We start from the raw sequence: 25612 nt of genomic DNA on the forward strand, positions 1-25612 counted from the left end.
TCCGGCAGTGCAGGTGGCTTGCACTTTAGCGGCGCCACTCCCGCACAGCGCGGGAACCGCGCAGAAGTAGCCGCAGACGCTACCCGCAGAAGCGCAGGCTCAGCTCAGCATCTGCCCGCGGCTGCCGATCACCGCCACGTCCACGAACTGCCCGCCTTCGCGGTTGGTGCGCCCGTAGTTGATCTTCACGCCGCCCAGGTCGAAGTTCTCGATGCTGGCCAGCCCCGACATCACCGACGCCCGCGTGAGCGGGCCGCCGGCGCGGCGCATGCCCTCGGCCAGCACGGCGGCGTTCAGGTAGCCCTCCAGGCTGGTGAGCGAGAACTCCTTCACGCCGCTGGCCAGCATGTCGGCCTGGTAGCGGCGCACGATCTCGAACTTGGTCGAGTACGGCGAAGGCACCACGATCACGAAACCCAGGCCCTTGGCCAGGTCGCCCATGGCCGCGAGCGCGCTGGCCGTGATCGACAGGCCGTAGGCCGAGCTGCTGTTGCCCGCCTCGCGCAGCGCCTTCAGGAACACCGGCGCCGTGCCGGCCAGGCCCACCACGATCACCTGCGGCTTGGCCTTGGCGATGGCGGCGGCCGCAGGCCCCACTTCCATGCTGGTGGTGTTGGGCGTGGTCGCGATGACCGCCGGCTCCAGCTTGGCCTTGGCCAGCGCGTTCTTGAAGGCCGCCAGCACCGACTGGCCCAGCGGGTCTTCCGAATGCACGAGGCCGATGCGGCTCTGGCCCAGCACGGCGGCCGTGCTCACGAGCTTGTCGACTTCCTGGTCGTAGTTGGCGCGCACCCAGAAGGTGTTGGGCGAGGCCTTCTTGCGCAGCGAGATGGTGCCGGTGATGGGGCCGACCACGGCCATGCCGGGCACCGCGTCCATCACCTCGGCCGTCTGGCGCGTGCCCAGCGGGTGCAGCAGCGCGAGCACGGCGCTGTCCTTCTCGAACGCCAGCGCGTTGGCCTTGGCCACGTCGGGCTTGAAGGTGTCGTCGGCCATCACCAGCTCGACCTTGGTGCCGCCGATGCCGCCGGCCTTGTTCAGCGCCGCGAAGAAGGCGCTCGACCCCTGAAAGAGCCCCTGGCCGTTGGCCTTCTCGACACTGCTGTTGTCGAACGTGGTGCCCACGCGCACCGCGCGGTTCTGCGCGAAGGCCGGCAGTCCCAGGCCCGCTGCGGCGGTCGCCGCGGTGGCGGCCATACCGGTCAGCACACGGCGACGGCTGTTGGAAAGCGGCGCAATCGACTCGCGCGGCAGGGGATCGGTCATGGTCGAAGTCTCCAGAATGCTGTCACAAACGTTCACATTTCTACTAGAAATGTAACGCAGCTGCCCGTTCTGAAGATGACAACCGGCGCGCGCCGACCCGCCGTTACAACAGTTCTTCGCCCACGATGGGCAGCAGCAACCAGTTCTTCAGGCGCAGCCACAGGAACTCGCCGGGCTCGTCCTCGTGGACGATGTCGCCGCCGGCGTCGTCGTACTCGAGCCACTGCACGCGGCGCCCGTCGGGGCCCAGGCGCAGCCGGTAGCCGATGTTCACGCGCCCGGTGGTGCGCATGAGCTTGTCGTAGTCGCGCACGAGCTCGGGGCTGTCGATCACGAGGCCGACCTCGGTGTTGACCGCCGCCGAGCGGTGGTCGAGGTTCATCGAGCCGACGAAGAAGCGCTCGTCGTCCACGATCGCGAGCTTGGCGTGCAGCCGGCTGGTGGTCTTGCCGAAGTCCCCGAACTGGCCCGAGCGCCCGCTGAGCACCGGCGCGATCTCGAAGATGTTGACGCCGATCTTCAGCATGTCGGCGCGGTAGCGCTCGTAACCCGCATAGGCCAGCGGCTCGTCGGTGGCGCCCAGCGAATTGGTGACCACGGTGATGTGCGTGCCCTGCGCCACACCGCGCTTCATCTGCGCCATGCCGCGCGGGCCGGGAATGAAATAGGGCGAGGCGATCTTCACGTCGCGCCGCGCGGAGTCGATCACGCCCAGCGCGCCCTCGGTCACGCTGCCCTGGAACGCGAGGTCGGCCTTGCGCGTGATCTTCTCGGGGTCGTCCACGAAGAACGTGAACGGCGCCCAGTAGCGGTCGATCTTGCCCGTGAGCAGCTGCTCGCCCACCGGCGACTTGTTGAGGATGTCGCGCGGGCGCATGGCCACGTCGGGCACCGCGGTGCGCGCGATCTCGTCGAAGCGGCGCTGCGCGGCCTCGCGCGTGGTGCGCAGCGGCGCGATGTTCTCGATCGGGCGCACGTGCGGGCTGTTCCAGTAGCGGTCGAAGCCGGCCGACATCTCGCGCACGACCGGGCCGCTGGAGATCACGTCCATGTCGATGAAGTTCGCCGCCGTGCTGCGCATGAAGTACTCGTTGGCGATGTTGCGCCCGCCCGTGACCGCGAAGCTGTTGTCGGCCAGCAGCATCTTGTTGTGCATGCGGTGGTTGATGCGCCCGAAGTCGGTCAACGACATCAGCAGCCGCGTGGAAAGCGAACCGGCGCGCGAAGGCAGCGGGTTGAACAGCCGCACCTCCACGTTGGGAAAGGCCGAGAGCGCGCTGAACAGTTCGTCCTCGCCGCCGGTATAGAGATCGTCCACCAGCAGGCGCACGCGCACGCCGCGCGCGGCCGCCTCGCGCAGCTCCTTCAGGAACAGCAGCCCGACGTCGTCGTTCTGGATCAGGTAGTACTGCACGTCGAGCGATTTCTCGGCATGCCGTGCCAGCGAGATGCGCGCATCGAACGCGAAGGCCGCCTCGGGCAGCAGGCGAAAGCCCGAGAGAGCGGGCGAGCCGCCGCCGGGTGCGTCCTTGGCGGCGAGCTGCGCCAGCTCGGTCTGCGACACCTCCGTGGCCGAGAAGGCCCTGACCACGGGCATCGGCTGGCCCGGCGGCAAGCTCACGCAGCCGGCCAGCCAGAGCGTGGCCGCGCCCAGCGCCAGGGCGGCAAGTCGGCGGAGGGAGGGGGCGCGCATGGCCCGAATCGTAGCTCGCGGCGGTGACGAACGCGCGGCCTATGATCCGCGCACCAAAAAGGGAAACAACGTGCTCAACGGCCTGTGGCTGGGATTCTTCGCGGTGGCGGCACTGGCCGCGCTGGGGCGCTGGCTCGTCGGCGGCGACCCGACGGTGTTCGCGGCCATCGTCGAGAGCCTGTTCGCCATGGCGCGGCTCGCGGTCGAGGTGATGGTGCTGCTGTTCGGCACGCTCACGCTGTGGCTGGGCTTCCTGCGCATTGCCGAGGCGGCGGGGCTGGTGGGCTGGCTCGCGCGGCTGCTGGGGCCGCTGTTTCGCCGCCTGATGCCGGGCGTGCCGGCGGGGCACCCCGCGCTCGGGCTCATCACCATGAACTTCGCGGCCAACGCGCTAGGCCTGGACAACGCCGCCACGCCCATCGGCCTGAAGGCCATGCGCGAGCTGCAGCGGCTCAACCCCGACCCGCTCACGGCCACCAACGCACAGATCCTGTTCCTGGTGCTGAACGCTTCGTCGCTGACGCTGCTGCCCGTCACCATCTTCATGTACCGCGCGCAACAGGGCGCGGCCGACCCGACGATGGTGTTCCTGCCGATCCTGCTGGCCACCAGCGCCTCGACGCTGGTCGGGCTGCTGTCGGTGGCGGTGGTGCAGCGCCTGCGGCTGTGGGACCCGGTGGTGCTGGCCTACCTGGTGCCGGGCGCGCTGGCGCTGGGCGGGTTCATGGCGCTGCTGGGCACGCTGTCGGCCGCGGCCATCGCGTCGCTGTCCTCGCTGCTGGGCAACCTCACGCTGTTCGGCGTGATCCTGCTGTTCCTGCTGGCCGGGGCCATCAGGCGCATCAAGGTCTACGAATGTTTCATCGAAGGCGCGAAGGAAGGCTTCGACATCGCGAAGAATCTGCTGCCGTACCTCGTGGCCATGCTGTGCGCGGTCGGCGTGCTGCGCGCCTCGGGTGCGCTCGACTTCCTGCTGGGCGGCCTGCGCTGGCTGGTGACGGCGGGCGGCTTCGACGCACGCTTCGTCGACGCCATGCCCACCGCGCTGGTCAAGCCGTTCTCGGGCAGCGCGGCCCGCGCAATGCTGATCGAGACCATGAAGACCCAGGGCGTCGACAGCTTCCCCGCGCTGGTGGCGGCCACCATCCAGGGCAGCACGGAGACCACGTTCTATGTGCTGGCGGTGTATTTCGGGGCGGTCGGCATCCAGCGCGCGCGGCACTCCGTGGCTTGTGCGTTGCTGGCCGAGGTGGCGGGGGTCGTTGCCGCTGTCGCTGTCTGCTACTGGTTCTTCGGGTAGGGGCTGCGCCGTTCACCCACGGCGCCCCCTGTGCCCCCGCCCTGAACGCCCCTATTTCCGCGGCTCGACCACAGGAAACATCGGCTCGAAGGTATCGAGCATCGACATCAGCTCCGCCAGCTTCCCGCGATCGCCGTCGATCTTCACCTTGCCGGTCAGCACCGCCGCGGGAAAGCTCGTTTCCTTCAGCGTCACCGCATCGAGCGTGGCGCGGCTCAGCGTGATGGTGGCGTCGGCGCCGGGTTGCTGGCCGGCGATGTGCGTGAGCGCCGAGTTCTCCAGCGTCAGCACGAACTGCTGGTTGGAATCGGTGAAGTTCCAGTTGATGACCATCTTCCTGCCCTCGGCCTTGGCCGCGTCGAGCCGCACGCCGAGGAAGTCGAAGAACAGGTCGTTGCTCACCGCCTTGAGGGTGTCGGCGTTGGCGCTGCTGCCCGCAGGAATCTTCGGCACGCCGTTGCGCAACTCCATCGCGCCCACCAGGTAGGCGCTGCGCCAGGTGCCGGCCTCCGACTGGTAGCCGAGCTGCTCCAGCGCGTCGGCGCCCAGCTCGCGCGCCGCGCGGTTCGACGGGTCGGCGTACACCACCTGGCTCATGGCGCTGGCCACCCAGCGGAACTCGCCCTTGCCGAAGTCTTCGCGCGCACGCGCCAGCACCGCGTCGGCGCCGCCCATGTACTCGACGGTCTTCTTCGCGTAGGCCACCGGCGGCAACGGGTTCAGGTTGGCCGGGTTCGCGTCGTACCAGCCCAGGTACTTCTGGTACACCGCCTTGGCGTTGTGGCTCAGCGTGCCGTAGTAGCCGCGCGCCGACCATTCCTGCGCCAGGCTCGCGGGCATGCGCAGCGTCTCGGCGATGTCGGCCGCGGTGTAGCCCTGGTTGAGCAGGCGCAGCGACTGGTCGTTGATGAACTTGTACATGTCGCGCTGCTTCTTCAGCAGGTCGACGATGCGCTCGCGCCCGGTGGTGGGCCAGTGGTGCTGGGCAATGAGCACGTCGGTCCTGTCGCCGAAGGCCACGCGCGCCTCGTCGATGTACTTCGACCACAGGTTGCCGTCGCGCACCTCGGCGCCGCGGATCGTGTAGAGGTTGTGCATGTTGTGCGTCACGTCTTCGGCCATGTTCAGCACGCGGAACTGCGGCAGGTACAGCAGCATTTCCGACGGCGCCTCGGAGCCCGGCACCAGCCGGAACACGAACTGCACGCCGTCGATGGTGCGCGTCTCGGTCGGCTTGTCGATGGTGGCCGTGGGCGCGATCAGCGTGACGCTGCCGTGCGCCAGCGCCTTGCCCAGGCCTGTGTCGACCTGTCCGCGCACGCCCGGCGGCAGCAGCGAGCCGAACTGGTACTGCGAACGCCGGTTCATCGCGTTGCCCGCGAGGATGTTCTCGGCCACGGCCGTTTCCATGAAGGCCGCGGGCGCGATCACCTGCACCTTGCCGGCAGCCACGTCCGCCTCGCTCACCACGCCCTTCACGCCGCCGAAGTGGTCGGCGTGGCCGTGCGTGTAGATCACCGTGCCCACCGGCTTGCGCGGGCGGTGCTGGTAGTACAGCTCGAGTGCGGCGCGCGCGGTCTCGGCGGTGAGCAGCGGATCGATGACGATCAGCGAGGTGTCGCCCTCGACGATGGTGATGTTCGCCAGGTCGAAGCCGCGCACCTGGTACACGCGCTCGGTCACCTTGAAGAGGCCGTGGATGGCGTTGAGCTGCGCCTGGCGCCACAGGCTCGGGTTGACGGTGTCGGCGGGCACGTCCGCCTTGAGGAAGTCGTACGGCTTCATGTTCCAGACCGGGCGCGCCCCGGTGCCGGGCACCAGCGCGTCGGGAACGGTGGCGATGAAGCCGCGCATCGCGTCCTCGAAATCGCGCCGGTCGGCGAAGGGCAACGCCTTCGCCATGTCGGCATTGGCCTGCAGCGTGGACGGCTCGGGCGGCTTGGGCGCGACCTGCGCCGGGGCCGATGCGGCGGTGAACGCGCAAGCCAGTGCAACCAGCGCGCGGGAGAAATGAGGGGGCGTCATGGTGTGTCTCGGTCTTCCAAGGGGGCAAGGCCGGATTCTCCGAAGCCCTCCATGCATTGGCAAATGCAAAATACGTGCTTGCTTTTTAAGTGGAACGCAAAATGCAGCTGCGCCAGCTCCAGCATCTCGTCGCCCTCGCGGACCAGGGCAGCTTCGGCCGCGCGGCCCAGGCCGTGCACCTGTCGCAGCCCGCCCTGTCGCGCAGCATCGACAACCTCGAGGAAGGCCTGCAGGCGCGCCTGATCGACCGCGCCTACGGCACGGTGCGCTTCACCCAGGCCGGCGAGCTGGTGCTGGCGCGCGCCCGCGAACTGCTGGCCGACGCGCAGCAGATCGCGCGCGACGTGCTGCAGCTCGAGGGCCTGGCCATCGGCAGCCTGGCGGTCGGGCTCGGCCCGTTTGCCGCCGGCACGCTGGGCCGGCTGGCCCTGTCGCTCATGACGCAGCGCCATCCGCAGCTGCAAATGCGCATGGAAGTGGCCGACACCGCCACCCTGTGCGAGCGCCTGCACCGCCGCCAGCTCGACCTGTTCATCGCCGATACGCGCGACCTGAAGAAGCAGCCCGGCCTGCAGCTGGCGCGCCTGCCCAACGTGCCGGTGTCGTTCTTCGTGCGGCCGAAGCACCCGCTGCTCAGGCTGAAGCAGGTCACGCTCGAACGGCTCATGGACCACCCCGTGGCCGGCCCGCACCTGCCGGCCGAGGTGGCCGCGCATTTCGAGCGCCAGGTCAAGCGAGGCGAACGCAGCGTGTTCAACGTGACCTGCGACGACGCCGGCACGCTGCGCCACCTGGCGCTCACGGCGCACGCGGTGATCCTGGCGCCGCTGGCGCCCGCGCCGGGGCACGAGACCGGTGCCCTGGTGCCTCTGCCCGTCGCGGGCCTGGCGCGCATGCAGACGCATTACAGCCTGGTGACGCTCGCAGGGCGTACCCTCTCGCCTGCGGCCACCGCCTATTCCCGGCTGGTGACCGAGTTGATGAGCCCCGCCAAGCAGCCCCCCGGGCGCTGAGCCAAAATGGCCTTCTGCCCTTCAAGCACTTGCTGCCCCTTTCAGTGACCACTCCCCGCCGGGCCCAACCGCCCTCCTTTTCGCCCGACGAGTTTCGCGATGCGCTCGGCACGTTCGCCACCGGCGTGACCATCGTCACCGCGCGCGCGGCCGACGGCACGCTGGTCGGGCTCACCGCCAACTCCTTCAATTCGGTGTCGCTCGCGCCGCCGCTGGTGCTGTGGAGCCTGGCGCGTGCGGCCGGCTCCATGCCCGCGCTGAGCACGGGCTCGCACTACACCGTGAACATCCTGGCGGCCAACCAGAAGGCGCTGGCCGAGCGCTTCGCCACCAAGAACATCGACCGCTGGGCCGACGTGGCCTTCACCGAAGGCCTGGGCGGCGCACCGGTGCTCGCCGGCGCGGCGGCCAGCTTCGAGTGCTTCAACCGCAGCCGCTACGACGAAGGCGACCACGTGATCTTCGTGGGCGAAGTGGAGCGCTGCAGCCACGATGCCGGCGCCTCGCCGCTGCTGTTCCACGGCGGGCGCTTCTACACGGAACACCCCTTGTAGTGAAGCACCCCGCGCTCATGCCCGTGCTGCTGCTTCTTGCGCAGACCGTCATGGCGCAGGAGGCCCCGGGGCCGCTCAAGCAGAACTGGTTCGACGACCCTTTCTTCCAGGTATCGGCCGGCCTGCCGGCCTGCGCCGTGCCGGAAGGGCCGTTCTACACGGCCGAAGAGCGCCGCCTGCAGACCCATTCGCGGCTGGAGCGCGGCACCAGCTGCTGGCTGGCCGGCAAGTGCGCCGACAGCAATGCCTACCGCTACGACAAGCCGCTCGCGCCCAAGGTGCGCGCCGCGCTGCTCGCGGTGCCGGGGGTGAACAAAGGCAGCGTGTGGGTCATGATCCAGCGCCGATGGGTGTACCTGCAGGGCTGTGTGCCGAACGCGGCGCTGGCGAAGAAGCTCGAACGCGCGGCGCGCGCGCTGCCCGATGTGGAAGCCGTGGTGCCCGACCTGAGGGTCGGCACGCACGGCCAGCCGACCTACCCGGTGGCCGCGAAACAAGGCATTTCGCCACTCAGCCCTCCAGCGCCGACTCGTGCCAGTGCCGCAACAGCAGCCGCCCGATCGCGCTCACCGCCAGGAAGAACAGAAAGCCCAGCAGCGTCGCCGCGATGACCTCGGCGAACAGCAGCGCGGTGTACATGCGCCCCTGCGCGAACACGATCTGCACACCCAGCCCGCCTTCGGCATTGCCCGAGCCGATGATGAATTCGCCCACGATGGCGCCGATGACCGACAGCCCCGCGGAAATGCGCAGCCCCGCGAAGATGTGCGGCAGCGCGCCCGGCAGCCGCAGCTTCCAGAACGACACCAGCCCGCTCGCGCGGTGCAGCGCGAACAGCTCCGCCAGGTTGCGCGAGGTCGAGCGCAGGCCCAGCATCGTGTTGTTGATGATCGGGAACAGCGACATGATGAAGCTCACGATCACCACCGACAGCTCGTTGTAGCCGAACCAGAGCACGATCAGCGGCGCGACCGCCACCACCGGCACGGTCTGCAGCAGCACCGCGTACGGGTACAGGCTGCGCTCCAGCAGCCGCGACTGCGCCAGCACCGCCGCACCCGCGATGCCGAGCACGATGGCCAGGGCATAGCCCAGCAGCGCCTCTTTCAGCGTCGAGAGCGTGGCGCCCACGAGCACGCCGGCGTTCTCCGCCGTGGCGGCCGCCACCTCCTGCGGCGACGGCAGCAGGTAGCCCTTGCCCTGGTAGACGGTGGCGCTCAGCAGCCACCAGAGGCCGATGCCCAGCAACGCCACCACCAGCACCGGGCTGGCGTTGCGCGCGAAGGCCGCGGCCGAAGACGAGACAGATCGGGTCGTTGCCATGGCCCGCTCCCTCAAGCCAAGGCCGGCGCGTGGTGCTGCGCGCGCAGCACCGCGGTCACCTGGCCGGTGAGCGCCGCGAAGCCGGCGCTGGCGCGCAGCTCGGGTGCGCGCGGAAATTCGAACGGCACGTCGATCACGTCCAGGATGCGCCCCGGCCGCGGCGACATCACCACCACCCGGTTCGACAGGTACACCGCCTCGTGCACGTTGTGCGTCACCAGCACGCCGCTGAAGCCGGCTTGCCGCCACAGCGAAGACAGCTCTTCCTGCAGCACGTCGCGCGTGAGCTCGTCCACCGCCGCCAGCGGCTCGTCGAGCAGCAGCAGCCCGGGCCGCAGCGCCAGTGCGCGCGCCAGCGACAGCCGCATGCGCATGCCGCCGGAGAGCTGGTGCGGGTACGAGGCCTCGAAGCCCGCGAGCCCCACCAGCTTCAGCGCCTCGGCGGCGCGCGCCTTGTAGCTCGCGGGCGCGTGGCCTTCGAGCTCCATCAGCAACTGCGCGTTGCGCTCCACGGTGCGCCAGGGCAGCAACGCGGCCTCCTGGAACACGAAGGCGGTCGCGATGCCCTCGGGCCGCGTGCAGCGCCCGGTGCTCGGCGCGACGAGCCCCGCCATGATGCGCAGCAGCGTCGACTTGCCGCAGCCCGAGGGCCCGACGATGGAGACGAACTCGCCCGGGCGCAGCGCGAAGTCGACCGCGTCCAGGGCCTGCAGGCCCTCGCCCTTGCCGAAGCGCTTCGAAACACCTTCCAGCCCGATGGCGGCGCCCGGGGTGCTCATGGGTTGCAGCCCGGCACCAGCGTGCGGTCGTAGCCCTGCTTCGCGTCGAAGCCGGCCGGCAGGAAGTTCACGCTGCGCAGCTGGCCCGCGAGCTCGCTCCAGCGCGCATCGGTCATGCAGCCGATGCGCCCGAGGTCGTGCGAGATCAGCGTCTCGATCATTTCCTTGTTGGCCGCGTCGTAGATCTCGGGTGTCATCTGCTTGTTCATGCCGGTGATCAGCGGCTTGAGCCCTTGCGGGTTGCGCACGTAGTCGGCCCAGCCCTTCTGCACCGCTGCGATGGTGGCTTTCACCAAAGCGGGGTTCTTGCGGATCAGCTCGTCGGTGGTGAAGAGCACGTCGTACGGCCGATAGCCCAGCGAGGCCAGCGTGATCTGCTGCACCTGCACGCCGGCCGCGGCCATGCGCGCGGGCAGGAACAGCGAGTAGCCCTGCTGCACCATCTTCGGGTCGTTGCGGAACAGGCTCAGGTCGCCGCTCACCGGGATCTCGCGCGAGCCGGAGAGCTTGTACTGCTTCTTCGTCCACTCCCAGTAGGCGTTGCCGAGGTTCACCGCGAAGGTGCGGCCCTGCAGGTCGGCGATGGACTTCACCGCCGGGTCGGCGTGATAGACCAGCGTGTAGGGCACGTGGTCGAGGTGCGCGAACACCGCGCGCACCGGCGCACCGCGCAGGCGGGCCAGCAGCACGTCGTCGGCATTGCCGATGCCGAACTCGGCCTGGCCCGAGGCCACCTGCGGAATGGTCTGGATCTTCGGGCCGCCCTGCAGCACGCTGATCTCGATGCCGGCTTCCTTGCCGAGCTTGTCCTGCTGGGCCTGCCAGTAGCCGGCCTGGTCGGGCTGGGCGAACCAGTTGCTGAGGATGCGCACCGGCTTGGGCGCGTCGGCGGCCTGTACCGCGAGCGGAAGCACCGTGGCCAGCGCAAGCGCGAGACGGCGAAAAGTGGGAGAAATCATGATGCGGAAGCCTCGAGCCAGGGAAGTTGCGCCGCGGTGTAGCGGAAGGTCTGGAACACGCTGTTCTGCCGGCCGGGCACGTACTTGCGCGCGGCCTCGTCGGGGTATTCGGCGAACCAGGGAATCACGTACTCCCACACCACCTCGCCGGCCGGCGTGACCTCGAACAGGCGCCCCGTGGCCGACTCGGTGACATGCGTGTTGCCGTTTGGCAGGCGCTGCGCGCTGCCCATGTAGGCCGTGTAGAACGCGTTGACCAGTTCGTCCGCGTACTGCCACACGACCTCGTGGGAGGCCGGGTCGATTTCGAGAACGCGCGAGAACGCCACATGCTTGCCGGTGCGGAAGTTGCCGTTGTCGAAAGCAAGAATGTGGCCGTTCTCCAGCGCGACAGGCGCATGCTGGTGCGACAGCACCGACGGCGGAATGTGCAGCTTCACGGCGCCCGTGCCCTTGTCGACGCCGACGATGCCCGAGGTGGTGCGCAGGCTCATCAGCACCAGGCCCTCGCGCGTCACGTCCAGCCCGTTCACCAGCGGCCAGTGGGTGCGCCCGAAACCGGGGTGGATCGGAAAGTCCTCGGGTGCCAGGTGCTCCCAGGCCTTCCACTCCCACACCAGCTTGCCGTCGCGGTCGACCTCGCGGACCACGTCGCCGTACATCGGCTCATACGGGCCGTGCGCCGTGCCGCCGGGCACGCGTTCGGCAAAGCCGGCGGGCACCGGCGCGCAGCCGGCGTACAGCAGGTGGCCGTTGGCCAGCCAGCGGGCGTCGTGGTGATGAGTCGGGTCCTGGAAACGCCAGACGATCTCGCCGGCGGGCGTGGCCTCGTAGAAATCGCCGCCGTGCCACAGCGACCAGGCGCCGTAGATCTCGGGCGAGTCCGCGTGGTTGCCGTTGTAGCCCAGGTTGCCGTTGGGCAGGATCACGGCCGCGCGGCCGGGGCGCACGGGCATCTTCCACTGGTGCGCGACGCGGCCCTCGATGTCGATCAGGTAGACGTTGCCGTCATCGGTCTGCGGGGCGATCAGGGTGTAGCCGCCGGCACTGAGCGCCGGGTCGTGGGCGATCAGGCCGGTGCCGCGGCGGCGCTGGGTGATCTGGTCGACGGTGGTCTGGGTCACGGGAACGAACCTCGGGGAAATGGACGAATGGTGCGAATCTAGGCCGCATCGCGCGTCAGGAAAATCTGTTTGTTTCGTACAGTGCGTATAGAAAATCCATACACTGCGCAGCACCATGCGCCCCATCTCCCAAACCTTCCGGTGTTTCGACGAAGTGGCCCGACGCGGCTCGGTGCGCAAGGCGGCCGAGACCTTGCACCTCACGGCCGCAGCGGTGCACCAGCAAGTGCTCAACCTCGAGGAACAGGTGGGCACGCCGCTGTTCGACCGCCTGCCGCGCGGCATGCAGCTGACCACCGCGGGCGAGATCATGGTGGCGGCCGTGCGGCGCGGGCAGCGCGACTTCGACAACGCCATGGCGCAGGTGGAAGACCTGCGGTCGCTGCGGCGCGGGCATATCAACCTGGCGGTGTCGCACTCGTCGGCCGAGCAACTGGTGCCCGAAGTGATCGAGGCGGCCATGAAGAACTACCCCGGCGTGACCTACAGCGTGCGCTCGGGCAGCGGCGAGAACATCCTGAAATGGGTGGCCAACGGCGAGTCGGACATCGGCTTCTGCCTGCGCCGCAAGCCGCCGCCCGGCGTGGAGGAGATCCGCGCGTTCCCGCAGCACCTGGGGCTGGTCACGCCGCCCGGCCATCCGCTGGCGGCGCTCGGCAAGCTGCCGCGGCTGCGCGACTGCCTGGAGCACCCGCTGATCCTGATGACGCCCGACACCGAGCTGCGCGCCATGGTCGACCAGATCGACCACCGCGAGCACCGCAAGGTGCGCCCGCTGGTGGAAACCAGTTCGGTCGCGATGGTGCGGCGGCTGGTGGCCGGCGGCACGGGCATCGGCTTTCTGATTCCGGAGAACGTGGCCGAGGACGTGGAACGCGGCACGCTGGTGTGGACCGGGCTGGCCGACGCGGGCGCGCGCTCGTTCAGCTGCCTCTACCAGCGCGCGGGCCAGACCACGGCAGTGGCCATGGGCATGTTCCTGCAGTTCCTGGAGGCCGCGCTGCTGGCCATCGAACGGCGCTTCGAGCGGCAGGCGCCGCTGCCCGCGCTGGAGGCCTTCGCGCAGTAACACCCCGGGGAACGCGTCGGCGCGGTACGATCATCCGATGAATCTGGTGGCCGCCCGCCACCTGACCGACAGTGACTGACCGTTCATGATCCAGCGCAAGACCCACCTCGACAGCCTCGCCATCGGCCTGCTCATTGCCTGCTGTGCCTTCTGGGGCCTGCAGCAGATCCTCATCAAGACCACCGTGGCCGAGGTGCCGCCCATGTGGCAGGCCTCCATCCGCATGGTGGGCGCCACCGCGCTGCTGTGGCTGTGGTGCGCGTCGCGCGGTGTGCGGCTGTTCGAGCGCGACGGCACGCTGTGGCCAGGGCTGCTGGCCGGGCTGCTGTTCTCGGGCGAGTTCGCCGGCATCTACCTCGGGCTGCAGCACACCAGCGCTTCGCGGCTCACGGTGTTTCTCTACACGGCGCCCTTCTGGGTGTCGCTGCTGCTGCCGCGCTGGGTGCCGGCCGAGCGGCTGCGGGGCTTCCAGTGGCTCGGGCTCTTCATCGCTTTTTCGGGCGTGGTGCTGGCCTTCAGCGAGGGCTTCGACCACATGAGCTCGTCGCAGCTGATCGGCGACGCCATGGGCCTGGGGGCCGGCATGCTGTGGGGCCTGACCACGCTCACGCTGCGCACCACCCGCCTGGCCACCGCCAGCGCCGAGAAAACGCTCTTCTACCAGGTGGCGGTCACGGCCGCGATGTGCCCTGTGCTGTCGCTCGCGCTGGGCGAGCCGTGGGGCTTTGCGTACTCGGCCTGGGCGTGGGGCTCCATCGGCCTGCAGATGGTGGTCGGCGCCTTCGCCAGCTACCTGGCCTGGATGTGGCTGCTGCGGCACTACCCGGCCACGCAGATGTCGTCCTTCACCTTCCTCACGCCGCTGTTCGCGCTGGTGTGCGGCGTGGTGCTCCTGAAGGAGCCGCTGACCGCGCAACTGATCGTGGCGCTGGTCGGCGTGGCGCTGGGCATCGTGCTGGTGAACCGGCGGCCTGCGGTACAACGCACCGCATGAACGGCCAGACCATGAACTTCCAGCCGGTGCTCGACGAGATCGTCGCCACCCTGCGCCCGCAGATCGACCAGGGCTGCCCCGGCGGCACCGTGGCCAGCTACATCCCGGCGCTGGCGCGCGTCGATGCCCGCCAGTTCGGCATTGCGCTGCGCACCTGCGAGGGCGAGGAAGCCGGCGCGGGCGACTTCGAGACGCCGTTTTCCATCCAGAGCGTGTCCAAGCTCTTCACGCTCACGCTCGCCATGCAGCGAATGGGCGACGCGCTGTGGGAGCGCATCGGCCGCGAACCCTCGGGCAACCCGTTCAACTCGCTGGTGCAGCTGGAAAACGAGCAGGGCAAGCCGCGCAACCCGTTCATCAATGCCGGTGCCATCGCGGTGGCCGACCGGCTGGTGAGCCAGGCGAAGGCCGCGGGTGGCAGCGCGAAGGACGACATCCTCGCGCTCATGGCCGGCCTGTGCGGCGAGCCCGTCGCCTTCGACGACGAGGTGGCGCAGTCCGAGGCGGACACGGGCTTTCGCAACATCGCGCTGGCCAACTTCATGAAGAGCTTCGGCAAGATCGACAACGACGTCGCCACCGTGCTCGACACCTACTTCCACCAGTGCGCCCTGCGCATGAGCTGCCGCCAGCTGGCGCGCGCCGCGGCCTTCCTGAGCCGCGACGGGGCGCACCCGATCGATGGCGAGCCCGAGATCACGGGCGAGCGGCAAACCCGCCGCATCAACGCGCTGATGCTCACCTGCGGCACCTACGACGCGGCCGGCGACGTGGCCTTTTCCATCGGCCTGCCTTGCAAGAGCGGCGTGGGCGGCGGCATCGTGGCGGTGGTGCCCGACCGGCTCACGCTGTGCGTGTGGTCGCCCGCGCTCGACGCCACCGGCAATTCGCTGCTGGGCATGAAGGCGCTGGAACTGTTCGTGGCGCGCACGGGGCTCTCCGTCTTCTGATCAGGCCGCCGCAGTCACGGTGACCACCGGCACCGCGGCCAGGCAGCCCATGCCTTCGAGCGCGGCCTCGACCGCCTCGTCGAACGGCGTGTGCGGCTCGCGCCCCAGAAAGGCCACCAGCTTCGCGTTGTCCATGCCCACGGGCGTTTCCCACAGGTAGCGCATCTCGCGCATCTCGCGGAAGGTGGCGACGAAGGGCGAGGCCAGCGTCAGCAGCCACCACGGAAAGGCCGACACACGCGCCTCGGTGCCGGTGCGGCGCATCACCGCCTTGCGGATGGCGCCGCTCATGCGCGTGCCGTCCGCGTCCCAGTGCCCGGCCATGTGAAAGCGCGCGAAGGGCGCCAGCCGGTCGCGCCGCGCCAGCAGCTCGACCATGGTGCGCGCCACGTCCGGCAGGTACGACCACTGGTGGCCGACGCCCGCGCGGCCGGGGTAGCTCACGGCCTTGACCGGCTGCCCCGCCTTCACCAGCCCCTGCGAGAACCAGTTGTTGCCCGTCTTCGGGCCGAAGAAGTCCCCGGCGCGCACGATCAGCACGCGGGCACCTTCGCGGCTGGCGTCTTCGAGCCGCTTTTCCATCTCGACGCGGATCGCGCCCTTGCGGGTGGCCGGGTGCTGCGGCGAATCTTCGGCCAGCAGCGGGAAGGCGTCGGGCCCGAAGTTGTAGACCGTGCCCGGCAGCACGATGGTCGCGCCTTCGGCCTTCGCGGCGGCGATGGTGTTGTCCAGCATCGGCAGCACCAGTTGCGACCAGTTGCGGTAGCCCGGCGGGTTGACCGCATGCACGATCACCGCGCAGCCCTTCGCGGCCTGCCGCACGGCCTGCGCGTCCATCGCGTCGCCGGCCAGCCAGGTGATGCCATCGCGCTTTTCTTCGGTCGCGCCGCGCTTCAGTGCGCGCACCTCCCAACCCGCGTCGCGCAGCTGGCGGGCCACCTCGCCGCCGATGCCGCCCGTTGCGCCCAGAACCAGAACCGTGTCGTTGCGTGCCATGAAATGCTCCAAAAGGGTTGTCGATGGACCGATTCTGGAAGCGACGGCGTTCCATTGGAATTGCCGAACATGAGTCAGCAGCTATACATTTATGCATGACTTCGAACATCGGCTGGGAGCTCTACCGCTCCTTCCTCGGCGTGCTGCGCGAGGGCTCTCTCTCGGGCGCGGCGCGCGCGCTGGGCATCACCCAACCCACGGCCGGGCGCCATGTGGCGGCGCTTGAAGAAGCACTGGGCGTGGTGCTCTTCACGCGCTCGCAGGTGGGCCTGCTGCCCACCGAGGTGGCGCTGGCGCTGCGCACCCACGCCGAAGCCATGGAAAGCACCGCCGCGTCGCTGCAGCGCGCGGCCACCAGCCAGGGCGAAGGCGTGCGCGGGGTGGTGCGCATCTCGGCCAGCGAGGTGATCGGTGTCGAGGTGCTGCCGCCCATCGTCGCGCGGCTGCGCGAGGCGCACCCCGCGCTGAAGGTCGAGCTGGTGCTGACCAACCGCGTGCAGGACCTGCTGCGGCGCGAGGCCGACATCGCCGTGCGCATGGTGCGGCCGAAACAGGAGCAACTGGTCGCGCGCCACGTCGGGCAGATCGAGCTGGGCTTTCACGCGCGCAAGGACTACCTGGCCCGCCACGGCACGCCGCGCAAGATGGAAGACATGGCGGCGCATGCCTTCATCGGCTACGACCAGCCTTCGGCTTTCGTGCGCAACGCGGGCAAGGCGCTGCCGGGCTATGGCCGCGAGGCTTTCTCGCTGCGCACCGACAGCGACCTCGCGCAGCTGGCGCTGATCCGCGCCGGTGCGGGCATCGGCATCTGCCAGGTCGGGCTGGCCCGGCGCGACGACGCACTGGTGCGCCTCGTGCCGCGCGCTTTCGCGATGAAGCTGGAGACCTGGGTCACGATGCACGAAGACCTGCGCAACAGCCCGCGCTGCCGCGCCGCCTTCGATGCCCTGGTCGACGGACTGCAGGAATACATCGGCCGGCCCCCGCGAGGGACTCAGGGGAAAATGGCCCGCGCAAGCACACAGACACCCGCATGACCGACCTCACCGACACCACCGACCCCGACACCCGCCCCCTGCAGGAACCCCGCCTCTGGCGCGACGGCCTGTGGACCGCCCGCGTCATCAAGAACGAGGAAGACGACGGCTGGGCCGTCGAGATGACCCGACAGGGCGACCCCGAACCCGCCCTGGTCGGCCCCTGGACCATGGGCCGCGACAAGAAGAACCCCAAGCCGCTGGACGGCCCGGCCTTCTCCACGCTGGTGAAGACCGCCGCCGAAGTCATCCGCCGCCACGAGCAGCAGCTGCACGCCACGCTCAACAAGAGCATGACCGTCACCGCGCGCAACGACCAGCGCGTTCGCGTGACCCTGGCCATCGTGCCCGACGAGGACAACCCCTCGGCCACGCTCAGCGCCTGCGACGATGCCGACGACTCCGAACTCGCCAGCGTGAGCGTGTCGCCCGCGTTCAAGCTCACCCCCTCGAGCGCCACCGCCTGGATCGAGTCCGACTACGCGCGCCCGCGCTGAGCCAGCCCCGCAATCAGCGAAATGACGTATGTGCAGCCCCCGCTGAGTTGAGAACAATCGGCTTCGACGACACGAACCCGATGCCCCGCAGACAGGCCCGAACCGGTTGGACACCGGCTCGGGCCTTTTTGCTTTTTCTCAACCATCCTTCAGGAGCAGCGTCATGCGACATGGTGATATTTCGAGCAGCAACGATTGCGTGGGCGTCGCGGTCGTCAACTACAAGATGCCCCGCCTGCACACCAAGGCCGAGGTGCTGGACAACGCCCGCAAGATCGGCGAGATGCTGGTCGGCATGAAGCGGGGCCTGCCGGGCATGGACCTGGTGGTGTTCCCCGAGTACTCCACCCACGGGATCATGTACGACGCCAAGGAGATGTACGACACCGCCGCCACGGTGCCCGGCGAGGAGACCGCGATCTTCGCGGACGCCTGCCGCCGCGCCAACGTGTGGGGCGTGTTCTCGCTGACCGGCGAGCGCCATGAAGAGCACCCGAACAAGGCGCCCTACAACACGCTGATCCTCATGAACAACCAGGGCGAGATCGTCCAGAAGTACCGCAAGATCATGCCGTGGGTGCCCATCGAGGGCTGGTATCCCGGCGACTGCACCTACGTGAGCGATGGCCCCAAGGGCATGAAGATCAGCCTGATCATCTGCGACGACGGCAACTACCCCGAGATCTGGCGCGACTGCGCCATGCGCGGCGCCGAACTCATCGTGCGCTGCCAGGGCTACATGTACCCGGCAAAGGAGCAGCAGATCCTGGTGTCCAAGGCCATGGCCTTCATGAACAACACCTACGTGGCGGTGGCCAACGCGGCGGGCTTCGACGGCGTGTACTCGTACTTCGGCCATTCGGCACTCATCGGCTTCGACGGCCGGACGCTGGGCGAATGCGGCGAGGAGGAGATGGGCATCAACTACGCCGAACTCTCGATGGGCCTGATCCGCGACGCGCGCAAGAACGGCCAGTCGCAGAACCACCTGTTCAAGCTGGTGCACCGCGGCTACACCGGCACCATCAACTCCGGCGACGGCGACAAGGGCGTGGCGGCCTGCCCGTACAACTTCTATACGAAGTGGATCAACGACCCCGAGGGCACGCGCGAGATGGTGGAGTCGTTCACGCGCAGCACGGTGGGCACGCCCGAATGCCCGATCGAAGGCATTCCGAACGAGCCGGCCCAGCACCGATGAACGCGGCGGTTCCCGATCCGCTGGCCGCCTACCGCATCGAGGCCGAGCCCTTCTACCGCCCCGCGGGCAACGAGGTGGCGCTGTACCGGCAGGCCTACCGCCACCGCATGCCGCTGATCCTGAAAGGCCCGACCGGTTGCGGCAAGACGCGCTTCGTGGAGCACATGGCATGGTCGCTCGGGCGGCCGCTGGTCACGCTGGCCTGCAACGAGGACATGACGGCATCGGACCTCGTCGGGCGCTACCTGCTCGACGCCAACGGCACCGCCTGGCACGACGGACCGCTGACGCTGGCGGTGCGGCACGGCGGCATCTGCTATCTCGACGAAGTGGTGGAAGCGCGGCAGGACACCACCGTGGTCATCCACCCGCTGACGGACGCGCGCCGCATCCTGCCGCTCGACAAGAAAGGCGAGCTGGTGCACGCGCACCCCGACTTCCAGCTGGTGGTGTCGTACAACCCCGGCTACCAGAGCAGCGCAAAGGACATGAAGCCCTCGACGCGGCAACGCTTCGCGGCGCTGGAGTTCGACTACCCGGACAGCAAGCTCGAGGCGGAAATCGTCGCGCACGAGGCCGAGGTCACCATCGACCTGGCGGCCAAGCTGGTGGCGATTGCGCGCTGCTCGCGCGAACTGAAGCACCGCGGGCTCGACGAAGGCGTGTCCACGCGCATGCTGATCTACGCGGGCGTGCTGATCCGCGACGGCGTGACGCCGCGCGAAAGCTGCGAGATGACGATGACGCGCGCGCTCACCGACGACCCCGACGTGGCGAGCGCGCTGCAGGGCTTTGTCGAAGCGCAGTTCGGATGAACGCTGCGTTGTCGCTGCTGGCCCGTGGCCTCGCCGGCATCGATGTCGAGGTGCAGGCGCTGGCCGGAGCGCGTGCCGTGCTCACCGGCAAGCGCCTGCTGCTGCCCGAAGGCGCTGGCGAAGAACGCTTGCGCCGCGCCATGGTCGCGCATGCAGTCGCGCACCTGCGCCACTCCATGCCCGCCCGCCCGGCGCGCACGCTCAAGCCCATGGGCATCGCGGTGGTCTCGGCCATCGAGGACGCGCGCGTCGAACGCCTGCTGTGCCGCGACTTCCCCGGCCTGCACGGCTGGTTCGTTGAATCACTGGCGCCAGTGCCCGACCCGCGGGACCTGAGCTTCGCGGCGCTCGTCGCGCGCATGGACCGCATGCTGATGCTGCCCGCCTGGCAGGACGACAACCACTGGGTCAACAAGGCCCGCCGCCTGTTCGACGAAACCATCGCGCATGCCGGTCTGGAAGACGGCGACGCCTTCCGCGCCATCGCCTCCGTCCTTGCCAACGACCTCGGCCAGATGCGCGTGCGCTTCGAGCCCCGGGACTACGCGGTGCCCGCACCCTACCGCGACGACAACAGCTACCTCTGGGATTTCGGCGAGGCCGATACGCCGCCGGACGAGGCCATCGCGCTCCAGCAATCGAGCGCACGGCCACCACCGGTCTCGGGTACGTCCAACACCATGAACGACACGATGGAACTGGGCCGCTACACCTACCCCGAATGGGACCGCAAGCTGGAGCGCCTGCGCCCCGACTGGTGCACGGTGATCGAAAAGCTGCCCGCATGGCAAGGCCTCTCCACACTGCCCGGGCAAGCCACGGCCGACAGCAGGCGCATCCCTGCGCTTGCCCTGCCTCGCTCCCGCCATCTGGACCGCACGCACCGGCTGCGCCGCCAATGGGAAGGCGATGAAATCGACCTGAACGCCGCCATCGAAGTGCTGCTCGACCTCCGCCTGCGCCTGCAGCCCGACCCGCGCCTGTTCATGCGCCCGGGCAAGGGCCTGCGCCCTTCGAGCCTGCTCGTGCTGCTCGACCTGTCGGCATCGGCGAACGATGCGGGCCCGCACACCATCTCGCTGCTCGACATCGAAAAGCAGGCCGCCCTGCTGCTCGCCGCATCGAACACGCAAGACGGCGTCGACCGCCTCGCAATCCACGGCTTTTCGTCGAACACGCGCGCCGAGGTCTACTACTACCGGCTGCTCGACTTCGGCCAGCCGCTCGATGCCGCGTCGCGCGCCACCATCGGCGCGGTGCAGGGGCGCTACTCCACGCGCATGGGCGCCGCACTGCGCCATGCCACCACGCACCTGCGCGGCGAGCCTGCGGGCCAGCGCGCGATCCTGCTCGTGACCGACGGAGCGCCCTCCGACATCGATGTACACGACCCGAAGTACCTGATCGAAGACGCCCGCCAGGCCGTGGCCGAGGCGCGCGAAGCCGGCGTGCACACGGCCTGCATTGCGGTGGACGGCGCGGCCGATGCCTATGTGCGCCGCATCTTCGGCTGGCGCAACCACGGCATTGCCGACGATGCGCGCACGCTCCCCCAGCGCCTGGCGCGCATGAGTGCCCGGCTCGGGATGCTCAGGCCTGGCTGAACGCCGTCAGCACCCTCAGCACGCTCAGCGTGGCGCCGTCGAGTGCCGCGTGCTGCCGGTGCGCAATGCCCACGCGCCGGGTGAGCCTGGGGCTCACCGGCAGGATCTGCATGCGGTCGCCGCGCACGTTGTCGGTGCTCTGCTGCAGCGGCAACAGCGCGGCACCGTAGCCGGCCGCCACCAGGCTGCGGATGGCCGCGTCGTAGTTGAGCTCGATGCGCGCGCGCGGCGCGAAGCCCGCCGCGGCGAACCACTCCATGGTGAGCCGGTACATGTGCGTGGTGGCTTCGTTGAAGATCAGCGGCTGCGCCGCCAGCCACGTCGGCGTGACGCGCCTGGGCGCCTTCCAGCGCGGGGGCACGAAGGCCATCATGGGTTGTTCGCACCACGGCGTGACGACAATGCCGCGCACCGGCGGCTGCGGAATCGCGACCAGCCCGATGTCGAGCGTGCCCGCCGCCAGCCGCTCCATGGCCTCGTAGGAGCCGCGGATGCTCACTTCGACGTCGATGCCCGCGTGCGCCTCGCCCAGCGCTTCGAGCACCTGCGGCAGCAGGTCGACCAGCACGCCGGTGGAAGTGCCCAGCCGCACGCGGCCCACGCGCCCTTCGGTCTGGCGCTTGACGGCCTCGATGGCGTCGTCGGTGTCGCGCAGCAGCTTGCGCCCGCGCTCCACCAGCGCCGCGCCGGCCGCCGTGGGCGTGACGCTGCGGCCGCCGCGCAGCACCAGCGGCGTGCCCAGGCGCGACTCCAGCTCGCTGATGTGCAGGCTCACCGTGGGCTGCGCCAGGTGCAGCGCCTTGGCCGCGGCCGAGAAGGTGCCGAGGTCGGCAATGGCGATGAGGGTGCGCAGTTGGTCGAGGTTGAGTTGTCGCATGGGGTTGCGTCGGTTGAGTATCAGGAAGCCTGATTGTTAGTGTCAGTATTCTCAACTTCCACAATAGCAGCCGGCGCAAGAAGATGAGCGTTCCCAACCGAGGAGCCCATCGTGACCGCGCCGAAGCCACCGTCTTTTCATCAACGCCTGATGCATGCCCTGCGGGGCTGGCGCCGCCGCGTGGTGAACCGCCGCCGTGCGCGCGCCGACTGGCGGCACCTGCGCGGCATGAGCGAGCACGAGCTGCGCGACCTGGGCATCGGGCGCAGCGAGGTGCCCGGGTTGCTGGACCGCCACCGGTACTGAGCAGCGCGCTGGCTCGTTCGGGCATCGCGCCCGTTTTGAGGTTCAATTCAGGGCGTGCCCAAGCCTGCTTCCAACCCCGCCGTTCTTTCCATCGAACTCACTTCGCCGCAGTCGGTCAACGGCCGGCGCGCGGCCTTTCAGTCGCTCTGGCTGCTGGTGCGCATGCAGCACGCGCACCACACCGCCGCCGGTGTGGTGCGGCTGGCCGACCTGCGCGGCGAGGTGTCCGACGCCAGCACGCTGCGCATGGTGGTGAGCCGGGCGTTTCGCGACTTCAAGGCCTGGCAGCTCGAGGTCGGCTGGGGCGAGGACACGCAGCGCGAGCCGCGGTTCCTGAACGCCGAGCGGCGCAGCCAGGGCCCGTTCTGGCTGCCCGCCGGTGAAGCCAGGCGGCTGCGCGTGCTGGTCGAAGGCCGCGCGGCCACGCCCGCCGAGGTGGCCTCGTTCCTCGGGCTTCGTTCGCGCAAGGCCCCGGCCGCCGGCGCGCCGCCGCCAGATGCCGTGCACCTGCAGGACGCGGCGTTCTGGAAGCAGCTGGTCGCCTCGCAGCAGGCCGCCAGGCAAGGCAGGCTGATGGCGCCGGTGGCGGGCGGCGGCAACCAGGGCAGCGCCCTCGAATCGATCCGCCTCGCGGGCACCCTGGCCGCCAGCGACTTCCAGCGCGCGCTGGTCACGCTGAACGAGGCCATGCTGTGGCGCCGGCTCGGCGACAACGAGCAGGCGCGGCGCCGGCTGCAGGCGCTCAAGAAGCAGCGGCTCGCGCACCACGTGGCGGGCAACGACTACCTCGGCGCGATGGAGTGCATCGTCTCGGCGTGGTGCGCCTACACCGCGCGCGACCTGCCGCTGGCGCAGTCGCTGCTGGCCGGCATGGCCGAGGACGCGGCACGCGGGCTGGTGCTGCGGCACCACCCCGACGTGCGCTTCGAGTGGTGCAACCTGTGGGCGCTGGTGTGCCGCTCGCGCGCGCTGGGGATGGCCGCGGACGACAAGCCGGCGGCGGCAGCGCTGGCCGAAGAGTCGCTGCGCCGCTTCGGCGAGGCGCTGGCGGCGGCGTTCGAGTCGCACTCCTTCGACGCGGCCCAGCACGTGGCCGCCAACATGGGCATGGCCGCATGGCTGTTCGACCGCGTGGGCCTGTCCGACCTGCCGGCGCTGGCGCACGACGGCAAGGCCGACACCACGCGCCGCGCGGTGCAATGGATCGCCTTCAGCGAATGGCTCTGCGGCCACACCGACGGCCAGGGCCGCTCGGCATGGAACGCGATCTACCTGATGCGCATCGCGCGCGGCCACTGCAAGCCCGATGAATCCGGCGGGCAGCCCACGCTCGCGCAGTTTCGCGCGCAGAAGCCGCTGGACCCGGCGGCTGTCTCCAGGCTCGCGGGCCCGCTGGCCGATGCCTTCGACGCGACGAACTGGCCCGCGCGCTGGGTGCAGGTGGCGCAGGCACGGCTGGCCGACCACCAGGCCGGCCGGCGCCGCTACCCGGGCCTGCAGCACTGCAGCCTGCTGTTCGAGCACGCCTGGTACGCGGCGCATGCGGGCGACCTGAAGGCGGCCGAAGCGTCGCTGGTGCTGTTGCGCGAAGCCCTGCCTGCGCTGGTGGCCAGCGACCGCGCCTACTTCACCGAATCGTGGAACGACACGCTGCCGGCCGAGCTGGTGCTCGAAGCGAAACCGCCGCGCCGGCCGGCCGCACGAAAGAAGACCGCGCCCCGCGCGCGCTAGAGACCTGGTTCATCACATGCCCCACGACCCGAACGGCCACGACGGCCATGACAGCCGCAACGGCTCCGGCGAGCCCATCGACCTGGCCGCGCACCGCGAACGCCGCGCGCGGCTGAAGAAGCTGCAGCAGGAACGCGCCGCGGCGCAGGCATCGCGAGACGCCGACGCCAACACCGCCACCGACGCCCCGGCGCAGCCGGGCATGGGCCCGGGCGAAGTGCCCTGCGTGCGTTGCAAGCAGCCCGTGTTCGGCTACGCGCTGCGCTGTCCCCACTGCGGCGTGCATTTCAGCGGCCGCGCCGAAGCCTTCGCGCCGAAGGAGGGGCTGTCGCGGCGCAACAAGCTCATCGTCGCGCTGGTCGCCGTGGCGCTGCTGCTGGCGGGCCTGAGCGACGACATCGCGCGCTGGTGGTGAGCGGATGCCGCCGCGTGGCGCCGTTCAGCGCGCCCCCGCCGGCGCACCCGGCGCGCCGGTCGACTTGCGCACCACCAACTCGGGCCGCAGCACCACGGTCGAGGCCGACATCGAGCGCCCGTCGATCTCCTCGAACAGCATCTCCGCGGCGCGCCAGCCCAGTTCGCGGTGCGGCAGGCGGATGGTGGTGAGCGGCGGGTCGACCATGTCGACCAGCGGCATGTCGTTGTGGCCGGTGACCGAGATGTCCTGCGGCACGCGCAGCCCCGCCGCGCGCAGCGCGTCGTAGGCGCCCAGCGCCACCAGGTCGTTGCAGCACACCACCGCCTGCGGCGCGGCGCCGGCGTCCAGCATCTGGCGCATCGCGGCGGCGCCGGCCTCGCGGCTGTAGCTGGCGCACTCGACCACGCGGAATGGCTTCAGGCGGTGGTCTCGCAAGGCCTGCTCCACGCCCAGCCTGCGGCCCACGCCGGTGGGAATGTTCTGCGGGCCGGCCAGGTGCGCGATGCGCTTGTGGCCCAGGCCCACGAGGTGATCGACCGCGAGCTTCATCGCCAGGCGGTCGTCGCTGACCACGGCGGGCAGCCGCCCGGTTTCGTCGGCGCGGTTGACCAGCACGGCCGTCATGCCGGCCCGGGTGACGAAGTCGACCAGCGGGTCGTCGCGCGTGGCGGTGGCCATGACCACGCCGTCCACGCGCTGCGCCAGCATGCGTTCGAGCACCGGCCGGGCGAGCGCCGGATCCACCACGTTGGCGACGAACACGAAGTAGCCGCGCGCCGCCGCGCTGGCCTCGATGCCCTGCAGGATGGGCGGGAACACCGCGTTGGTGATGTCGGGCACCAGCACGCCGATGGTGTGGGTGCGGCCCGTGCGCAACGCGGAGGCCGCGCGGTTGGGCCGGTAGCCCAGGCGCTGGGCGGCCTCCTCGACCACGCGCAGCACCTCGTCGCTGATCAATGAACGCTTCCCGGGGCTGAGCGCGCGCGAGACGGTCGACACGTGCACGCCGGCGGCGCGGGCGACGTCGCGGATGGTGACAGGGGAAGACGAAGGCGAGGCGGGCGGTGGGGTGCTCATT

At 69.7% G+C, this 25612-nt stretch carries 25 protein-coding genes; 15 read left to right on the top strand and 10 right to left on the bottom strand.

Annotated elements, in window-relative coordinates:
• Window positions 1–99 precede the first annotated feature (99 nt).
• Both ACSFBM_RS23195 and ACSFBM_RS23200 read right to left on the bottom strand, forming a co-directional pair.
• Entirely contained in the window at window positions 100–1266 is a 1167-nt protein-coding gene (locus ACSFBM_RS23195; protein ID WP_435486478.1) for an ABC transporter substrate-binding protein, read from the bottom strand.
• Between the two features lie 103 nt (window positions 1267–1369).
• On the bottom strand, window positions 1370–2959 hold the full coding sequence (locus ACSFBM_RS23200; RefSeq protein WP_435486479.1) for a phospholipase D family protein: 1590 nt from the start codon (window positions 2957–2959) through the stop codon (window positions 1370–1372).
• 70 nt (window positions 2960–3029) lie between these two features.
• On the opposite strand from ACSFBM_RS23200, the gene ACSFBM_RS23205 reads away from it, so the two are divergent.
• On the top strand, window positions 3030–4259 hold the full coding sequence (locus ACSFBM_RS23205; RefSeq protein WP_435486785.1) for a nucleoside recognition domain-containing protein: 1230 nt from the start codon (window positions 3030–3032) through the stop codon (window positions 4257–4259).
• Between the two features lie 51 nt (window positions 4260–4310).
• On the opposite strand, the gene ACSFBM_RS23210 is transcribed toward ACSFBM_RS23205, so the two are convergent.
• Window positions 4311–6284, bottom strand: coding sequence for an alkyl/aryl-sulfatase (locus ACSFBM_RS23210; protein WP_435486480.1), 1974 nt, complete (start codon window positions 6282–6284; stop codon window positions 4311–4313).
• A gap of 101 nt (window positions 6285–6385) precedes the next feature.
• Here ACSFBM_RS23210 and ACSFBM_RS23215 point away from each other — a divergent pair, with 101 nt between their 5' ends.
• From ACSFBM_RS23215 to ACSFBM_RS23225, 3 genes are read left to right on the top strand one after another with little or no spacing between them, the layout of a single operon-like run.
• On the top strand, window positions 6386–7297 hold the full coding sequence (locus tag ACSFBM_RS23215; RefSeq protein WP_435486481.1) for a LysR family transcriptional regulator: 912 nt from the start codon (window positions 6386–6388) through the stop codon (window positions 7295–7297).
• A gap of 44 nt (window positions 7298–7341) precedes the next feature.
• On the top strand, window positions 7342–7851 hold the full coding sequence (locus tag ACSFBM_RS23220) for a flavin reductase family protein (protein ID WP_435486482.1): 510 nt from the start codon (window positions 7342–7344) through the stop codon (window positions 7849–7851).
• Window positions 7851–8462 (top strand): BON domain-containing protein, encoded by a 612-nt coding sequence (locus tag ACSFBM_RS23225; protein ID WP_435486483.1) that lies wholly within the window; start codon window positions 7851–7853, stop codon window positions 8460–8462. The genes ACSFBM_RS23220 and ACSFBM_RS23225 overlap by 1 nt, the downstream gene beginning before the upstream one ends.
• On the opposite strand, the gene ACSFBM_RS23230 is transcribed toward ACSFBM_RS23225, so the two are convergent.
• The 4 genes from ACSFBM_RS23230 to ACSFBM_RS23245 are packed head-to-tail and all read right to left on the bottom strand — an operon-like array spanning window position 8362 to window position 12036.
• Window positions 8362–9174 (bottom strand): ABC transporter permease, encoded by an 813-nt coding sequence (locus ACSFBM_RS23230; protein ID WP_435486484.1) that lies wholly within the window; start codon window positions 9172–9174, stop codon window positions 8362–8364. The genes ACSFBM_RS23225 and ACSFBM_RS23230 overlap by 101 nt on opposite strands.
• Window positions 9175–9185: 11 nt before the next feature.
• Entirely contained in the window at window positions 9186–9953 is a 768-nt protein-coding gene (locus tag ACSFBM_RS23235) for an ABC transporter ATP-binding protein (protein WP_435486485.1), read from the bottom strand.
• On the bottom strand, window positions 9950–10912 hold the full coding sequence (locus ACSFBM_RS23240) for an ABC transporter substrate-binding protein (protein ID WP_435486486.1): 963 nt from the start codon (window positions 10910–10912) through the stop codon (window positions 9950–9952). Before ACSFBM_RS23240 ends, ACSFBM_RS23235 begins: the two co-directional genes overlap by 4 nt.
• The gene (locus ACSFBM_RS23245; RefSeq protein ID WP_435486487.1) at window positions 10909–12036 is read right to left on the bottom strand and encodes an aryl-sulfate sulfotransferase; all 1128 of its coding nucleotides are present in this window, start codon (window positions 12034–12036) and stop codon (window positions 10909–10911) included. The genes ACSFBM_RS23240 and ACSFBM_RS23245 overlap by 4 nt, the downstream gene beginning before the upstream one ends.
• A 115-nt stretch (window positions 12037–12151) precedes the next feature.
• Between ACSFBM_RS23245 and ACSFBM_RS23250 the strand changes: the two genes are divergently transcribed.
• The 3 genes from ACSFBM_RS23250 to ACSFBM_RS23260 all read left to right on the top strand — a co-directional run bounded on the left by ACSFBM_RS23250 (window position 12152) and on the right by ACSFBM_RS23260 (window position 15049).
• Window positions 12152–13105 (top strand): LysR family transcriptional regulator, encoded by a 954-nt coding sequence (locus tag ACSFBM_RS23250; RefSeq protein WP_435439959.1) that lies wholly within the window; start codon window positions 12152–12154, stop codon window positions 13103–13105.
• An 85-nt stretch (window positions 13106–13190) separates the two neighbouring features.
• Window positions 13191–14099 carry a DMT family transporter gene (locus tag ACSFBM_RS23255; protein WP_435486488.1) on the top strand — a complete coding sequence of 303 codons (909 nt, stop codon included), beginning with the start codon at window positions 13191–13193 and terminating at the stop codon, window positions 14097–14099.
• Entirely contained in the window at window positions 14096–15049 is a 954-nt protein-coding gene (locus ACSFBM_RS23260) for a glutaminase (protein WP_435486489.1), read from the top strand. Before ACSFBM_RS23255 ends, ACSFBM_RS23260 begins: the two co-directional genes overlap by 4 nt.
• On the opposite strand, the gene ACSFBM_RS23265 is transcribed toward ACSFBM_RS23260, so the two are convergent.
• A complete protein-coding gene (locus ACSFBM_RS23265; RefSeq protein ID WP_435486490.1) occupies window positions 15050–16045 on the bottom strand; it encodes an SDR family oxidoreductase in 996 nt (331 codons plus the stop codon).
• A gap of 95 nt (window positions 16046–16140) precedes the next feature.
• Between ACSFBM_RS23265 and ACSFBM_RS23270 the strand changes: the two genes are divergently transcribed.
• From ACSFBM_RS23270 to ACSFBM_RS23290, 5 genes are all read left to right on the top strand, one after another.
• On the top strand, window positions 16141–17085 hold the full coding sequence (locus ACSFBM_RS23270; RefSeq protein ID WP_435486491.1) for a LysR family transcriptional regulator: 945 nt from the start codon (window positions 16141–16143) through the stop codon (window positions 17083–17085).
• On the top strand, window positions 17082–17582 hold the full coding sequence (locus ACSFBM_RS23275) for a hypothetical protein (protein WP_435486492.1): 501 nt from the start codon (window positions 17082–17084) through the stop codon (window positions 17580–17582). The genes ACSFBM_RS23270 and ACSFBM_RS23275 overlap by 4 nt, the downstream gene beginning before the upstream one ends.
• A gap of 163 nt (window positions 17583–17745) precedes the next feature.
• Window positions 17746–18783: an aliphatic amidase gene (locus tag ACSFBM_RS23280; protein ID WP_435486493.1), complete on the top strand. Its 1038-nt coding sequence runs from the start codon at window positions 17746–17748 to the stop codon at window positions 18781–18783.
• Window positions 18780–19598 carry a CbbQ/NirQ/NorQ/GpvN family protein gene (locus tag ACSFBM_RS23285; RefSeq protein WP_435486494.1) on the top strand — a complete coding sequence of 273 codons (819 nt, stop codon included), beginning with the start codon at window positions 18780–18782 and terminating at the stop codon, window positions 19596–19598. The genes ACSFBM_RS23280 and ACSFBM_RS23285 overlap by 4 nt, the downstream gene beginning before the upstream one ends.
• Entirely contained in the window at window positions 19595–21202 is a 1608-nt protein-coding gene (locus ACSFBM_RS23290) for a nitric oxide reductase activation protein NorD (protein WP_435486495.1), read from the top strand. The genes ACSFBM_RS23285 and ACSFBM_RS23290 overlap by 4 nt, the downstream gene beginning before the upstream one ends.
• Here the strand turns inward: ACSFBM_RS23290 and ACSFBM_RS23295 are convergent.
• On the bottom strand, window positions 21189–22079 hold the full coding sequence (locus ACSFBM_RS23295) for a LysR family transcriptional regulator (RefSeq protein ID WP_435486496.1): 891 nt from the start codon (window positions 22077–22079) through the stop codon (window positions 21189–21191). The genes ACSFBM_RS23290 and ACSFBM_RS23295 overlap by 14 nt on opposite strands.
• Before the next feature lie 111 nt (window positions 22080–22190).
• Here ACSFBM_RS23295 and ACSFBM_RS23300 point away from each other — a divergent pair, with 111 nt between their 5' ends.
• Genes ACSFBM_RS23300 through ACSFBM_RS23310 form a run of 3 tightly spaced genes read left to right on the top strand, consistent with a single transcriptional unit; the run spans window position 22191 to window position 24531 of the window.
• Window positions 22191–22385 (top strand): YjiS-like domain-containing protein, encoded by a 195-nt coding sequence (locus ACSFBM_RS23300; protein WP_435486497.1) that lies wholly within the window; start codon window positions 22191–22193, stop codon window positions 22383–22385.
• Window positions 22386–22439: 54 nt separating this feature from the next.
• Window positions 22440–24116 (top strand): hypothetical protein, encoded by a 1677-nt coding sequence (locus ACSFBM_RS23305; protein ID WP_435486498.1) that lies wholly within the window; start codon window positions 22440–22442, stop codon window positions 24114–24116.
• A gap of 16 nt (window positions 24117–24132) precedes the next feature.
• The gene (locus ACSFBM_RS23310; RefSeq protein WP_435486499.1) at window positions 24133–24531 is read left to right on the top strand and encodes a hypothetical protein; all 399 of its coding nucleotides are present in this window, start codon (window positions 24133–24135) and stop codon (window positions 24529–24531) included.
• 24 nt (window positions 24532–24555) lie between these two features.
• Here the strand turns inward: ACSFBM_RS23310 and ACSFBM_RS23315 are convergent, their stop codons facing one another.
• Window positions 24556–25611, bottom strand: a complete 1056-nt coding sequence (locus ACSFBM_RS23315) for a LacI family DNA-binding transcriptional regulator (protein ID WP_435486500.1) — start codon at window positions 25609–25611, stop codon at window positions 24556–24558.
• Window position 25612: the final 1 nt, after the last annotated feature.

This window comes from Variovorax pasteuri (assembly GCF_051216435.1).
Taxonomy (GTDB): Bacteria; Pseudomonadota; Gammaproteobacteria; order Burkholderiales; family Burkholderiaceae_C; genus Variovorax.